A 15,414-nucleotide genomic window follows, 5' to 3' on the forward strand; every position below is an offset into this window, starting at 1 on the left:
GCTGCGCTCGTCGCGCCGCGGTCCCGGATCTCCCCCGAAGCTCGCTCTCAGCCAATCCCTAATCCCAAATCACGAATCCCGGAGTTACACACATGGCTGCCAAAGATATCCGTTTCGGTGAAGACGCTCGTTCGCGCATGGTGCGCGGCGTCAACATTCTCGCCAATGCCGTCAAGGCCACCCTGGGCCCGAAGGGCCGCAACGTCGTGCTCGAGAAGAGCTTCGGCGCGCCCACCATCACCAAGGACGGCGTCTCCGTCGCCAAGGAAATCGAACTGGCCGACAAGTTCGAGAACATGGGCGCGCAGATGGTGAAGGAAGTCGCGTCCAAGACCTCCGACAACGCCGGCGACGGCACCACCACCGCCACCGTGCTGGCGCAGGCGCTGATCCGCGAAGGTTCCAAGGCGGTCGCCGCCGGCATGAACCCGATGGACCTCAAGCGCGGTATCGACCAGGCCGTCAAGGCCGCCGTGGCCGAGCTGAAGAAGATCAGCAAGCCCACCGCCGACGACAAGGCGATCGCCCAGGTCGGCACCATCTCGGCCAACTCCGACGAGTCGATCGGCAACATCATCGCCGACGCGATGAAGAAGGTCGGCAAGGAAGGCGTCATCACCGTTGAAGAAGGCTCGGGCCTGGACAACGAGCTGGACGTGGTCGAGGGCATGCAGTTCGACCGCGGCTACCTGTCGCCGTACTTCATCAACAACCAGCAGAGCCAGTCGGCCGACCTGGACGACCCGTTCATCCTGCTGCACGACAAGAAGATCTCCAACGTGCGCGACCTGCTGCCCGTGCTGGAAGGCGTGGCCAAGTCGGGCAAGCCGCTGCTGATCGTGGCTGAGGAAGTCGAAGGCGAAGCGCTGGCGACCCTGGTGGTCAACACCATCCGCGGCATCGTCAAGGTCGTCGCGGTCAAGGCGCCGGGCTTCGGCGATCGTCGCAAGGCGATGCTGGAAGACATGGCCACCCTGACCGGCGGCACCGTGATCTCCGAGGAAGTGGGCCTGGCGCTGGAGAAGGCGACCATCAAGGACCTGGGCCGCGCCAAGAAGGTGCAGGTCTCCAAGGAGAACACCACCATCATCGACGGCGCTGGCGACAGCTCGGCGATCGAGTCGCGCATCAAGCAGATCAAGGCGCAGATCGAAGAGACCTCTTCGGACTACGACCGCGAGAAGCTGCAGGAGCGCGTGGCCAAGCTGGCCGGCGGCGTGGCGGTGATCAAGGTCGGCGCTTCGACCGAGATCGAGATGAAGGAAAAGAAGGCGCGCGTCGAAGACGCCCTGCACGCGACCCGTGCGGCCGTGGAAGAAGGCGTGGTCCCGGGCGGCGGTGTGGCCCTGGTGCGCGCGCTGACCGCGATCGGCGAGCTGAAGGGCGCCAACGAAGATCAGACCCACGGCATCCAGATCGCGCTGCGCGCGATGGAAGCGCCGCTGCGCGAGATCGTCACCAACGCCGGTGAAGAGCCGTCGGTGATCCTGAACCGGGTCAAGGAAGGCACCGGCAACTTCGGCTACAACGCCGCCAACGGCGAGTTCGGCGACATGGTCGAGTTCGGCATCCTGGATCCGACCAAGGTGACCCGTTCGGCGCTGCAGAACGCCGCGTCGATCGCCGGCCTGATGATCACCACCGAAGCGATGGTGGCCGAAGCGCCGAAGAAGGACGAGCCGGCCGGCGGCGCTGGCGGCATGGGCGGCGGCATGGGCGGCATGGGCGGCATGGATTTCTGATCCGCGCCGGCGCAAGCCGACCTGCAGTACGCAGTGAAAAGGAGCCCCGCAGCGATGCGGGGCTTTTTTTATGCGTTTGCGGGGCATGCACGCGCCGCGCGCATGGCCGAGTAGTCGTGGCGAATCGCGGCACGGCGGAGCGTAGGAGGCAGGGCGATTGCCCGCGGCGACGCATGCCGCACAGCACACAGCGAAGCCTCGCGCGCGGAGGGCGGTGCAAGGGTTCGCTGCGCGGCCGGTGGCGGCGCATCCCGCGCAAATCGGCGCCTCTCGCAGCGAATCGCGCATAAAGCGGCATCGTCTACAAGATCCATGTGGCGACGTGTTGACAACGTTGTCGCCGCATTGCAGGTTAGGTCCGCGAGCGCGTCAGGGGATAGGCGCGCCCGCACCGCTCGTCTTCCTTCTGCGCGCCGATGAGGCGCAACGCAGCGCGTGCCATCGCACGCGTGCGGCTGCGCTGTGGGCAACGACACGAGGCTCCTCGTGTGGTCGCGGGACGGAGACGCGCATCGTCGCCGCCGTCGTCCGTCGGCGTTCCACGCCAGCCCGCAGCAGGGAGATCCGCATGCCTCGTCACCCCTTCACCACTCTCGCGCTCGGCATCGTGCTGGCGTTGCATGGCGCGCCCGACGCGCTGGCGCAGGACGCCGCCGACGATGCCGCGCCCAAGGCCGCCGCCACCGACCTGGGCCAGGTCGTGGTCACCGGATCGCGGATCAAACGCTCGGAAGTGGAGGGCGCCGAACCGGTGGTGGTGATCAGCGCGCAGCAGATCCAGCAGGAAGGCTTCCTCACCGTGTACGACGTGCTCAACACGTTGAACCAGCAGGGCAGCGTCGAGGCCGATACCAAATACGGCTCGCACACGCCCAACGCCTCGCCGGTCAGCCTGCGCGACCTCGGCCCGGGCCGCACCCTGTTGCTGGTCAATGGCCACCGCGTCGCCGATTACCCGCAGCCGTATGCGGGCGAGAGCAACTTCGCCAACTACAGCAGCATCCCGTCGGCGGCGGTGGAGCGGATCGAGATCCTCACCGGCGGCGCCTCGGCGATCTACGGTTCCGATGCGGTGGCCGGCGTCATCAACGTGATCCTGAAGAAGGGCTACGAGGGCAACCAGGTGCGGCTGCGCGGCGGCACCGCCACCGAAGGCGGCCGCGACGTGTTCGACCTGTCCTGGGTCGGCGGCACCAGCGGCGACAGGTGGAACCTGACCTATGCGCTGCAGTGGACGCGGCGCGATCCGCTGTCGGTCGGCGAACGCCCGAAGATGGACGACCAGGACGACGAGTCCTACAGCAACTGGACCGCGCAGGCGCGCAAGTACGGCTTCAATTCCTACACCGGCCTGACCCTGCTCGACGCCGACACCAACCAACGCCTGGCCCCGCCCAGCGGCACCTGCGCGCGCTTCGGCGGCCAGTTCGTCGATTCGCAGCGGCTGAGCTACGACTACAACAGCAGCACCCTCACCAACCTCGGCGGCTACTGCGGCATGGCCCACGACTACGCCGACTGGCTCGCCGCCAGCGGTGGCGACAGCGGCTCGGCCTATCTGTACGGCACCTTCGATTTCGACAACGGCATGCAGGCCTGGAGCACGCTGTCGGTGAACAAGAGCATCGGCTACTGGACCTACGATCCGCCCTACGTCTATCTGGGCCCGTTCCACGACACCGGCACCGACCGCAACCTGTACGCGATCCGCCAGCTGACCCGCTACGAATCCGGCGGCTGGAAGAACCTGGCCAACACCACCAAGGAACTGTCCTGGGATCTGAGCGCCGGCCTCAAGGGCACGCTGGCCGACCGCTTCGACTGGGAAGTCGCGCTCGGCCGCGCGCGCTACACCACCGACGAATACGTGCGCACCGTGGACACGCAGAAGGCCACCGACTACTTCCTCGGCGCGCAACTGGGCAGCACCGCCGACGGCACGCCGATCTACGACCTCAACGAGGAGCGCTGGTACCAGCCGCTCAGCGGCGCGCAGTACAACGACCTGGCGGTGAAGGCGCACAACCAGGCCGATTCGTGGGTCAACCAGGCCAGCGCCAACATCACCGGCGAACTGTTCCGGGGCTGGGCCGGGCCGATCAAGTTCGCCGCGGTCGGCGAGGTCGCCAAACAGGGCTACCGGCTCGATCCGGATCCGTGCGCCAACACCTGCTATCCGCTGGACGTGGTCGACTACGGCGGCGGCGAACGCCTGCGCTATTCCGGCGGCATCGAGTTCGACGTGCCGCTGCTGTCCTCGCTCAACGCCAGCCTGGCCGCGCGCCACGACCGCTACGGCGACTACACCTCCTACAACAGCGACCTGGGCTCGGCGATCGGCAAGCAGAGCGACACCACCTGGAGCGCCGGCCTGGAGTGGCGTCCGCTGAGCACGCTGCTGCTGCGCGGCAGCCTCGCCACCAGCTTCCGCGCCCCGGACATGCACTACGTGCTCGGCGAACCGAGCTCCACCCAGCAGACCGTGATCGACCAGTACCGCTGCATCCAGCAGGGCTACTACCTGACCGGCGGCTGCAGCGCCGAGAACGCCGACGTTTACTACCTGATGCAGGTCAACCGCCGCGGCACCCCGGACCTGGAATCGGAACACGGGCGCTCGGCCACCGCCGGCTTCGTGTGGGACATCGCCGACGGCCTGTCGCTGACCGTCGATTACTACAAGATCCGCCTGCAGGACATGATCAAGGACCTCAACCGCGACGAGATCCTGACCGCCGAAGCGGGCTGCCGCACTGGCCTGACCACTGCCGGCGGGGTGTGGGTCAACCCGGGCGGCGCCGAATACTGCGCGCGCATCGTCTCGCGGGTGACGCGCGACGCCGCCGGCCGCGTCGTCGATATCGAGCAGGGGCCGATCAACATCGCGCAGATGCAGGTCTCCGGCGTCGATGCCTCGCTGAAGTACCGGGTGAACACCGCGCGCTGGGGCAACTTCAGTTTCGGCCTGGACTACAACAACCTGATCAGCTATCGCGAGCAGACCTACCGCACCGACGCCTACAAGAACCTGCGCGACCAGAAAATCCGCAGCAAGCTGCGCGGCAGCGTGCACTGGGAGAACGGCGGCCCTCTGGACCTGACCGTCTACGCCAAGCGCTTCGGCTCCACCCAGGCGGTGAACTGGGGCACCTGCACGCGCTTCGACGACGGCTACCAGCCGAGCCCGTCGGACGAATGCCGGGTCACCGACAGCGCCAACCCGCACTTCGGCGACAGCACCAGCCGTTACTTCGGCCGCGTCGGCCCGGCGGTGTACTGGAACCTCACCGCCGGCTACCGCATCACTCCGAAGATGAAGGTGAACCTGTACGTCAACAACGTGCTCAACACCACCGGCTACGACAACAAGGAACGCTACTACGGCTACCAGTTCTACAACACCACGCTGTACGACGCGATCGGGCGCGAGGTGGCGGCGGAGTATGTGTTCGATTTCTAGAGGCCGGGATTGGGGAGTCGGGATTCGGGATTGGGAGACGTCGCGAATCGCTGGGGCCGTCGGTCTTTGCGACTCCCCAATCTCCAATCCCGAATCCCGGCTCCATCCAGTTGCCAATGCAACTGTGGCGCCGCCAAAAATCCTGTGCTATCAATGCATCCCATGAACGCCAACCGCAGCTTTTATTTTTGGTACTACGGTTTTCCGATGCCGCTGGCGGAGGAAGGAGTGCGTTCACCCTGAAGGAAACTTCAGCCGCATCCCCGAAAGCCGCCAGCGAACCTGGCGGCTTTTTTCATGCCGCCGGACCTGGTCCCCCACCCAGAACCCGACCGAGAGATTCCCCATGGCTCCCCATACCGACGATCTGCGCATCCGCAAGATCGAACCGCTGACCCCGCCCGCCCACCTGCTGTCGCTGCTGCCCTGCGACGAAGAGGCCTCGCAGACCGTGGCCGCCTCGCGCGCGGCGCTGCACGAGATCCTGCACGGCCGCGACGACCGCCTGGCGGTGGTGATCGGCCCGTGCTCGATCCACGATCCGGTGGCGGCGATGGAGTACGCGCAGCGCCTGCGCCCGCTGCGCGACACCTACGGCGATGCGCTGGAGATCGTGATGCGGGTGTATTTCGAGAAGCCGCGCACCACGGTCGGCTGGAAGGGCCTGATCAACGACCCCAATCTCGACGGCAGCTTCGACATCAACAAGGGCCTGCGCCTGGCGCGCGGCCTGCTGCGCGACATCAACCGCCTCGGCCTGCCGGCCGGCGTGGAATTCCTCGACATCATCTCGCCGCAGTACATCGCCGACCTGGTGGCCTGGGGCGCGATCGGCGCGCGCACCACCGAAAGCCAGGTGCACCGTGAACTGGCCTCGGGCCTGTCGTGCCCGGTCGGGTTCAAGAACGGCACCAGCGGCGACGTCAAGATCGCGGTGGATGCGGTCGGCGCGGCCTCGCATCCGCACCATTTCCTGGCGGTCACCAAGGACGGGCAGACCGCGGTCGCCACCACCACCGGCAACCCCGATTGCCACGTGATCCTGCGCGGCGGCAAGCTGCCCAACTACGACGCGGCCAGCGTCGCCGCCGCCGGCCAGGTGCTGGAGAAGGCCGGATTGCCGGCACGGTTGATGGTCGACGCCAGCCACGCCAACAGCGGCAAGAACCCGGACAACCAGCCGAAGGTGATCGAGGACATCGCCGCGCAGTTGGAGGCCGGGCAGACCCGCATCGTCGGCGCCATGGTGGAGAGCCACCTGGTCGGCGGCCGCCAGGAACTGGTGGAAGGCCAATCGCTGGTCTATGGGCAGAGCATCACCGACGGCTGCATCGATTGGGACAGCTCGGTGCAGGTGCTGGAGCGCTTGGCGCAGGCGGTGCGTGCGCGGCGCCAGGCGCGGTTGTCGCAGGCGGCCTGAGCGGCGTGGCGGAGCGGCAGGCATCGGGCCAGGAGCCCGATGCGTGTCGCCCGAAAGACTCGCCGCTATCACGATGCCCGCCGTGGCCAGAGCAAAATGGCAAGCACCACACGGCACGCGTACGCTCTTTTGCACGCATGCCGCGCTTCTGTAGGAGCGGCTTCAGCCGCGACGAGCGAAGCCGCGATCGCTCCAACTCCGGTGGCGGCAGGGGTGGAAGCCTCTTCCGCAGCGCGTGTAGCAGGGGGCGCACGTCTTTGTAGGCGGCTTCAGCTGCGCCATGCCGGCGTCGTCCGCAAAAGGCTGGGGAGGCGCTTCCGATCCGGTGCAGGCGCGGGTCGTCGAAGCGGTGTTGATCCGGTGGCGGGTTACAGGCAACGCCCAGGGTGTCCGTTGCATGGCGCCAAAAAAAGACCCGGCCGTGCCGTCGAATCCAAAGGGAGAGAGCCTCTTCATCGACGGCATCCGGCCGGTGGTGAATTTATGCGCCCGTACCGTGGCTGCGGTTTGCCGGCGTGTGCCAGCGACTGGCAAGGTGTTCGGGTTGCGTTAAAGCCGGTTTCGGGACGGTTCAGCGCCGCGACGCGGTCGCGATGATCGGCATCGGATGAGTCGGATCAGATCGGATGGGCAGAGGCATGCCCTGAGGTCGAGCGCATAGGGCAATGCAGCGCTCGCGAACGGTGGCGCAAATCGCGCGCTGGCCGATAATGCGTGCATGGCCGACTCCCCGCCCTGGTTCCTGTATCTGCTCGAATGCCGCAACGGCAGCTACTACGCGGGCATCACCCTCGACCTCGAGGCGCGCTACCGGGCGCATCTGCGCGGCACCGGCGCCAAGTACACCCGCGCCAACCCGCCGCTGCGGCTGCTGGCCAGCCGCGCCTATCCGGACCGCGCCGCCGCCTCGCGCGCCGAATACGCGCTCAAGCAACTGCCGCGCGCGCGCAAGCTGGCGTTCCTGAGCGAGCCTGAAGGGGTTTCGCTGTCAATTGACGCGTAACGGAGGCTGCGAAGGTTTCGGCCTCGATCGCGTCTGCGACCGGCCAGCATCGCTGCTTCGTTCGTCGCGACTGAAGTCGCTCCTACAGGAACTTGCGGCGAGCCTGCTGGGTGCACTGTGGGAGGGGCTTCAGCCCCGACTCTTTCCGAAGCGGGCGAGCCCCGCCGCGTCGCTTGTCGCGGCTGAAGCCGCTCCTACAGGGCTGCGGCTTGCTTGCTGGGTGCACTGCAGGAGGGGCTTCAGCCCCGACCGATCACCGAAACGGTCGCGGTCCGGGCTTCGCTTGTTGCGGCTGAAGCCGCTCCTACAAAAGCACGCCGGAGCCGCGGCGATGGCACTGCGTAGCGCGCTGGATGGGTCAACTCGCCGCGTGCATCGTCCCGGTCTCCAACCAGCGCTGGTGCCAGGACAGCGCTTCGGGCAGCAGGTGCGGGGTGTGCTTGCCGTAGCTGTCGCGCAGCGCGCGGTCGAAATACTCCTCCAGCTGCGCGCGGTAGCTCGGGTCCACGCAGTGGTCGATCAGCTGCCGTGCGCGGTGCCGCGGCGGCAGGCCGCGCAGGTCGGCCAGGCCGTGTTCGGTGACGATGATGGAGACGTCGTGCTCGGTGTGGTCCACGTGGCTGACCATCGGCACGATCGCCGAGATGCTGCCGTGCTTGGCGGTGCTGGGGCTGAGGAAGATCGACAGGAAGCCGTTGCGGGCGAAATCGCCGGAGCCGCCGATGCCGTTCATGATGCGGCTGCCCATCACGTGGGTGGAATTGACGTTGCCGTACAGGTCGGCCTCGATCATGCCGTTCATGCCGATGCAGCCCAGCCGCCGCACCAGTTCCGGATGGTTGGAGATCTCCTGCGTGCGCAGGATGATGCGCTCGCGGTAGAAATCGATGTTGCGCTTGAACTCCTCGTTCGCCTCCGGGCTCAGCGCAAATCCCGTGCACGAGGCCACCTTCAGCACGCCGCTGCGCAGCAGGTCGAGCATGCCGTCCTGGATCACTTCGGTGAAGGCGCTCAGGTCGCGGAAGCCGCTGCTGGCCAGGCCGGCCAGCACCGCGTTGGGGATGTTGCCCACGCCCGACTGCAGCGGCAGCAGGTTGGCCGGCAGCCGGCCCTTGCTTACTTCGTGCTGGAGGAAGTCGATCAGGTGCGCGGCGATGCGCTCGCTGGTGGCGTCGGCCGGGGTGAACGGGCTGTTGCGGTCCGGGGCGTGGGTGCGCACCACCGCCACGATCTTGTCCGGGTCGCAGCGCAGCGACGGTTCGCCGATGCGGTCGTCGGCGTGCAGCAGCGGGATCGGTTTGCGCTGCGGCGGCAGCGCGGTGCCGTAGTACACGTCGTGCATGCCGTCGATGCCGGCCGGCTGCCAGTCGTTGACCTCGACGATCACCTTCTTGGCCAGGTCCAGCCAGGTCTTGTTGTTGCCGATCGAGGTGGACGGGATCAGGCTGCCGTCTTCGCGGATGCCGGCCACTTCCACCACCGCGGTGTCGATCTCGCCGTAGAAGCCGAACCACACGTGCTGGGCGACATGGCTGAGGTGGATGTCGATGTAGTCCAGGGTGCCGGCGTTGATCCGTTGGCGCGCGTCCGGGTCGGTCTGGAACGGCATGCGCAGGGCGATGCCCTCGGCCTTGGCCAGTGCGCCGTCCAGTTCCGGCGCGGTGGAGGCGCCGGTCATCAGCCGGATCTTGAACGCCTGGCCCTGCAGGTGCGCGGCCTCGATCCGCTGCGCCAGCGCGATCGGCACCGCCTTCGGGTAGCCCGAGCCGGTGAAGCCGCTCATCGCCACCGTCTCGCCGGGCTGGATCAGTGCGGCGGCGGCCTCGGCGGTGACGATGCGCTCGCGCAGGCGCGGGTGGAGGATGCGTTCGGCGGACATGGGGCAACCGTGCAGGGAAGGGAGACCCCGATTATCGCGGATCGCGCCCGGAGTGGGTTTGCGGCGATGGTGCAATGGCGCGCGCGGTCCGGCTTTCACGCGCCTCACGCCGCGCCGCGGCGATAGTGCCCCGGTGCCGCCCTTCGCCCGCCTCTCGCCGAATGCCGCCCTCGAACGCTACCGGCGCTTGCCGCGTCCGTGGCGCCTGCTGCTGCGCGGGCTGCTGATCGCCTATCTGCTGTACCTGCTGCTGGGCAACGTGTTCCTCAACACGCCGCTGTTCGACATGGCGACCAACCGCAAGCCGGAAAAATTCCGCATGCAGACCGGTCCGGCGCTGACCGTGCTGCCGGGCTTCGTCACTGCATGGGACGTGCGCATGCGCGGGCATGTGCAGCGCAGCGTCTGGGTCCTGCGCGCGGATCGCGCCAGCGCGCGCATCGCGCTGTTGCCGCTGCTGCACCGCGAGGTGCGGTTGCCATGGATGGAGGCGGTGAACGTGATCGGCGAGATCGACCGCGTCGCCGACGCCATCCCGCCGCCGCCTCAAAGCGACCAGGGCTGGACCCTGCGCTTCGATGCGATCCACAGCGGCACGCTGCGCCGGGCACGCATCGGCGAACTGGCGATCGAAGGCAAGGGCCACGGCACGGTGGGGTTCCTGAAACAACTCAAGGGCGGGCCGTCGGAACTGTTCCCGTCGCAGATCGTGTTCGACGACGCCAGCGTGCGCTACGGCAAGCGCCAGATCGCCGACCAGGCGCATCTGGACGCGCGCTTCTCGTTCCCGTGTCACTACCGCGCGCAGGCGCCAGGCCTGCGCAAGCTCGGCATCGCCGACCTGGCGCTGCAGCTGCACGGGCGCAGCGTGGCATTGCGAATCGACACCGCCGGGACCCACACGCGCTTGAGCACCGAGCCTGGGCTCGGGCATGTGGACGCGAACCTGCGCATGCGGCGCGGCGAACTGCAGCCGGGCAGCAAGCTCACCTGGCGGGTGCCGCTGCACGCCGGCGTCGGCGCCACCGACCGCGGCGTGCTGGCGCTGTTGCTCGACGTCGATCGCGACATCCGGTTGCGCGCGCGCCTGCCCGGGCAGGTCGATCCGCGCAGCATGCTCGATGCCGATGTGCGCATCGCCGGGCGCAGTGTGCCGTTCGCCGAGCCGGCGGCGCTGTTGCCGCGCGTGTCCGGCACGGTGCAAGGGCGCTGGCATTTCGAATCGCTGAACTGGATCAGCGACCTGCTGGTACGCAAGCCGTGGTTCCGGCTCGACGGCGGCGGCGACGTGTCCGCCGATCTGCGCCTGGCGCACGGCGCGCTGCAGCCGGGCAGCCGCCTCGACGTGCCCGACGTGCAGGCCGTGGCCGATGTGCTGCGGCTGCGCATCCGTGGCCAGGCGCAGGCGGTCGGACGCATCGTCGGCACCGCCGCGCAGCCGCGCACCCAGGTCGACGTGCGCATGCGCACCTTCGCGCTGGCACCGCTGGCCGAACCCAAGGCGATCTTCGTGCAAGGCGAGAACCTGCGCCTGGACCTGGAGGGCGACGGCGCGCTGGCGACGCTGAAGGAATCGTTGCAGGCGCGCATGCGCTTCGACGATGCGCGCGTGCCCGACCTGCGCGCCTACAACCGCTACCTGCCGGCATCGCAGGTGCGCGTGCTCGGCGGCAGCGGATCGCTCAGCGGCGACCTGCACCTGGACGCGGCCGGGCAGGTGGGCGAAGGCAACGTGCGCGTGCGCGGCCGCCAGGCGCGGCTGCAGGCGGCCGGACTGGCGCTGGCGGGCGACCTGGATCTCGATGCGCGGCTGCGGCGCGCGGAACTGCAGGGCAAGCGCTTCGACCTGAGCGGCAGCACGCTGCGCCTGCAGGGCGTGCGCTACGGCGACGGCGCCAAGCAGCGCGACTGGTGGGCCACGCTGCGCGTGCCGCAGGGACGCATCGCCGCAACGCCGGCCACGCAGGCCGATGCGCAGGTGCAGATCCAGATGCGCGATGCCGGTCCGGTGCTGGCGGTGTTCGCGCAGCGCAGCGATGCGCCGGCCTGGCTGCTCAAGCTGGTCGACGCCGGGCAACTGGATGCGAGCGGCCAGCTGCGCTGGCGCAAGGACGCGCTGTGGCTGGATCGCTTGCAGGCGGAAAACCAGCGCGTGTCGCTGCGTGCGCGCCTGCGCGTCGGCGATGCCGGCACCCAGGGCGAGCTGTATGCGCGCTGGGGCGTGCTCGGCGTCGGCGTGGCGCTGCGCGGCGAACAGCGGCAATGGCATCTGCTCGGCGCGCGCGAATGGTACGAGCGGCAACCGGCGTGGTTATCGGACACGCTGCCCGCTCCAGCCCCGACGCCGTCGGCGCCCTGACCCGGCATAAGCCGTGATCCTCTTCGTGCATGGTCGTCATCGCGTCGCCAGATGCACCGCCGACGAGAGACGGTAGTAGCGGCTTCAGCCGCGACGAACGAAGCGATGGACCTTCATGACTCCAGCCTCTGTCAGGCCGAAGCACTTCCACAGTGCACCTAGTAACGTCACGGCACGTCCCTGTGGGAGCGACTTCAGTCGCGACGAACGAAGCGATGGACCTTTCCAACTCCAGGCCACTGTCGGGACTGAAGCCCCCCTGCAGTGCACCCAGCAGCCTTGCCGCAAACCCCTTTGCCGACTTCAGTTACGACCGATCGCCAGATCGCCCACGGCGCGTTCGCAGTAGCAACGCCCCGTGAAGACAGGGCGTCGCCGCATACTGCATCGCAGCAGAATGTACCGCCCGGTTTCATTTTGCAGTGCAGCGTGCAATGTGCGAATAAAGCGCCCAAGATCAACCTGCATCCCGACGTGGGGGAGGGAGCAAGGCCCGCTGGCAGTTCGCTGCAAGCGGGCTTTTTTTTGCCTGGAGTTCGGACAGCGCATGGTGCCATGCGGCCGTTCTGCCAGCGCCAACCCCAGCGATTGAACGCAGGCAGCACAGCGCAGCGCCGTTCCTGCCGGCGGCCTGGCCGCAAACGTCGTCCGGGCGACATGCGGCCTCTGTCTGCCGACGCGCCGGAATGCCAGAATCGACCGATGCCCGCCTCCTCCCCGCTTGTCCCCGACACCGTGCAACCCGTGCTCGACCGCCACCTGGCGCGCTTGCGCCAGGCCGTCGGCGCGCGACCCTGGCCCGATCGCCCGGGCTTCGACGCCGACCTGCAGCGTGCGGTGCTCGCCAGCGAGTTCCTGCTCGATACGCTGTGCCGGCAACAGACCCTGCTCGAGCATCTGGCGCAGCCCGATCCGCCACCGTTGCCGGTGCCGCAGCTGGATCCGGCGCAGCCGGCGGCGTGGCCGGCGCAGCTGCGCCGCTATCGCGCGGCGGCCTCGGCGCGGCTGGTGTGGCGCGACGTGCTGGGCCTGGACGACGTCGATGCGACCCTGGCCGGCAGCACCCAGTTGGCCGAGACCTGCCTGGGCATCGCGCTGCAGGCGCTGGAAGGCGAATTCGCCACGCGCCACGGCGTGGTCCGTGCCGCCGACGGCAGCGCGCAGCGGCTGGTGGTGTTCGGCCTGGGCAAGCTCGGCGGCGGCGAACTGAACTTCTCCTCGGACGTGGACCTGGTCTACGCCTATCCGCAGGGTGGCGAATCCGATGGTGCGCGTGCGCTCGCCGCCGAGGAATATTTCGCGCGCCTCGGCCAGCGCCTGGCGCGGCTGCTGGACGAGACCACCGCCGACGGCTTCTCGCACCGGGTGGACCTGCGCCTGCGTCCGTTCGGCACTGCCGGGCGGGTGGCGCTGTCGTTCGCCGGCATGGACCACTACTTCCAGCGCGAGGGCCGCGACTGGGAGCGCTACGCATGGCTGAAGGCGCGCGCGGTGGCCGGCGATATCGCCGCCGGCGAGGACTGGCTGCAGACATTGCGCCCGTTCGTATACCGGCGCTACCTCGACTTCACCGCGCTCGACGGGCTGCGCGAGATGAAGGCGGCGATCACCGCCGAAGTCGCGCGGCACGATCGTCTCGACGACATCAAGCGCGGTCCCGGCGGCATCCGCGAGATCGAATTCCTGGTGCAGTCGCTGCAGCTGATCCGCGGCGGCCGCGAGCCGGCGCTGCGCGAGCGCCGCCTGTTGCCGGCGCTGCAGGCGCTGGTCGCCGGCGGCCAGGTCGCGGCCGCGGATGGAGCGGCGCTGGCCCACGCGTACCGCTTCCTGCGCCAGGTCGAAAACCGCCTGCAGATGCTGCGCGACGCGCAGACCCATGCGCTGCCGGAAGACGCGCTGGACCGCGCGCGCATCGCGCTCGGTCTCGGCTACGCCGACTGGACGCAGCTGTATGCCGCGTTGCAGGTGCAGCGCGACTGCGTCGCCGCCGAATTCGCCGAGTTGCTGGCGCCGCGCGTGCAGGCCGTGGCGCCGGATGCGCTGGCCAGTTACTGGCGCGGCCTGCCGGACGAAGCCGGCACGCAGGTGCTGGCCGCCGCCGGCTTCGCCGATGCCGAGGGCGCCGACCAGGCGCTGCGTGGCTTCGTACAGTCGCTGGGCGTGCGCACGCTGTCGGATGCGGCACGCGCGCGGCTGGACCGGGTGCTGCCGGCGTTGCTGCACGCCGCGGCGCGCTCGCCGCAGGCCGATGCCGCGCTGCACCGGGTGCTCGGCCTGCTGCAGGCGATCCTGCGCCGCGCCAGCTATCTGGCCTTGCTCGACGAACAGCCCAGCGCGCTGGCGCGGCTGGTCGATGTGCTCGCGCGCAGCGCGTTCCTGTCCGAACGGCTGGTCGCGTATCCGTTGCTGCTCGACGAACTGCTCGACAGCCGCGTCGCCGGGCCGATGCCGGACCGGGTGGCGATGCAGCGGCTGTGCGACAGCGCGGTCGCTGCGGCCGGCGACGATCCGGAAGCCGCCCTGCGCGGCCTCAACGAAGCGCGCCAGGCGCTGAGTTTCCGCATCGCCCTGGCCGCGCTGGACCGGCGCCAGCCGGCGGTGCACAGCGCCCGCCAGCTCGCGGAACTGGCCGAAGGCGTGGTGCTGACCGTGCTGCGCCTGGCCCGTGCCGAACTGGTCGCGGCCCACGGCGAAGTGCCCGGCGGCAGTTTCGCGATCGTCGGCTACGGCAGCCTCGGCGGCATCGAACTGGGCATCGGCTCGGACCTGGACCTGGTGTTCCTGTACGACCATGCCGCCGGCGCGGAAGCCTCCAGCGGACCGCGTCCGCTGGAGAGCGGGCGCTGGTTCGCGCGGCTGGCGCAGAAGGTGATCGCGTTGCTCGGCGCGGTCACCGGCGGCGGCCGCCTGTACGACATCGACGTGCGCCTGCGCCCGGACGGCGGCAAGGGCGCGCTGGTGTCGTCGCTGGCCAGCTATACCGAGTACCAGCGCGAGCGCGCCTGGACCTGGGAGCACCAGGCGCTGGTGCGTGCGCGTGGCGTCGCCGGCGATGCCGTGTTGCTGCAACGCTTCGAGCAGGTGCGAGAACAGACCCTGGCGCGTTCGCGCGACGCGGCGCAGCTCCGCGAGGAAGTGTTGAAGATGCGCGCACGCATGCGCGCCGAACTGGATCGCAGCGATGCCGCGCGCTTCGACCTGAAGCAGGGCGCCGGCGGCCTGGTCGATCTGGAATTCCTGCTGCAGGCCGGGGTGCTGCTCGGCGCCGCGCAACAGCCCGAGCTGACCGTGCCGCGCGCTACGCCGGCGCTGGTAGACGCATTGACGGCCAGCGCATGGTTCGATGCGCCGACCGCCGTCGCGTTGCACGAGGCGCACGCGACGCTGGTCGATGCCGGCTTGGCCTGCACGCTGGACCGGCGCCCACGGCTGACCGCAATTACCCCCGCGATCGAGCACGCGCGCGCGGCGATCGCCGCTGCGGCGCAGGCCAAGGGACTGGCGTTCGAGCCGGGGCGCAGCGGCCGATAGCGCGGCGGGCCAGCCGACGG

The 15,414-nt window shown here is 68.9% G+C and carries 7 protein-coding genes; 6 read left to right on the forward strand and 1 reads right to left on the reverse strand.

Annotated elements, in window-relative coordinates:
* The first annotated feature begins 92 nt into the window (after positions 1-92).
* From groL to JR064_RS14980, 4 genes are all read left to right on the forward strand, one after another.
* Positions 93-1,742 carry a chaperonin GroEL gene (gene groL / locus JR064_RS14965; protein WP_179569051.1) on the forward strand — a complete coding sequence of 550 codons (1,650 nt, stop codon included), beginning with the start codon at positions 93-95 and terminating at the stop codon, positions 1,740-1,742.
* A 568-nt stretch (positions 1,743-2,310) separates the two neighbouring features.
* Positions 2,311-5,202, forward strand: a complete 2,892-nt coding sequence (locus JR064_RS14970; protein ID WP_241093085.1) for a TonB-dependent receptor plug domain-containing protein — start codon at positions 2,311-2,313, stop codon at positions 5,200-5,202.
* A gap of 346 nt (positions 5,203-5,548) precedes the next feature.
* On the forward strand, positions 5,549-6,622 hold the full coding sequence (locus JR064_RS14975) for a 3-deoxy-7-phosphoheptulonate synthase (RefSeq protein ID WP_206230245.1): 1,074 nt from the start codon (positions 5,549-5,551) through the stop codon (positions 6,620-6,622).
* Positions 6,623-7,340: 718 nt separating this feature from the next.
* Entirely contained in the window at positions 7,341-7,625 is a 285-nt protein-coding gene (locus tag JR064_RS14980) for a GIY-YIG nuclease family protein (RefSeq protein WP_179569047.1), read from the forward strand.
* Between the two features lie 358 nt (positions 7,626-7,983).
* Here the strand turns inward: JR064_RS14980 and scpC are convergent, their stop codons facing one another.
* Positions 7,984-9,504 (reverse strand): succinyl-CoA:acetate CoA-transferase ScpC, encoded by a 1,521-nt coding sequence (gene scpC, locus JR064_RS14985; protein WP_206230246.1) that lies wholly within the window; start codon positions 9,502-9,504, stop codon positions 7,984-7,986.
* Between the two features lie 133 nt (positions 9,505-9,637).
* On the opposite strand from scpC, the gene JR064_RS14990 reads away from it, so the two are divergent.
* Both JR064_RS14990 and glnE read left to right on the forward strand, forming a co-directional pair.
* Complete coding sequence (locus JR064_RS14990; protein WP_206230247.1) at positions 9,638-11,863, forward strand: translocation/assembly module TamB domain-containing protein; 2,226 nt, start codon at positions 9,638-9,640, stop codon at positions 11,861-11,863.
* Between the two features lie 702 nt (positions 11,864-12,565).
* On the forward strand, positions 12,566-15,394 hold the full coding sequence (gene glnE / locus JR064_RS14995; RefSeq protein ID WP_206230248.1) for a bifunctional [glutamate--ammonia ligase]-adenylyl-L-tyrosine phosphorylase/[glutamate--ammonia-ligase] adenylyltransferase: 2,829 nt from the start codon (positions 12,566-12,568) through the stop codon (positions 15,392-15,394).
* The last annotated feature ends 20 nt before the right edge of the window (positions 15,395-15,414 follow it).

The organism is Xanthomonas bonasiae, from assembly GCF_017163705.1.
GTDB classification, from domain to species: domain Bacteria; phylum Pseudomonadota; class Gammaproteobacteria; order Xanthomonadales; family Xanthomonadaceae; genus Xanthomonas_A; species Xanthomonas_A bonasiae.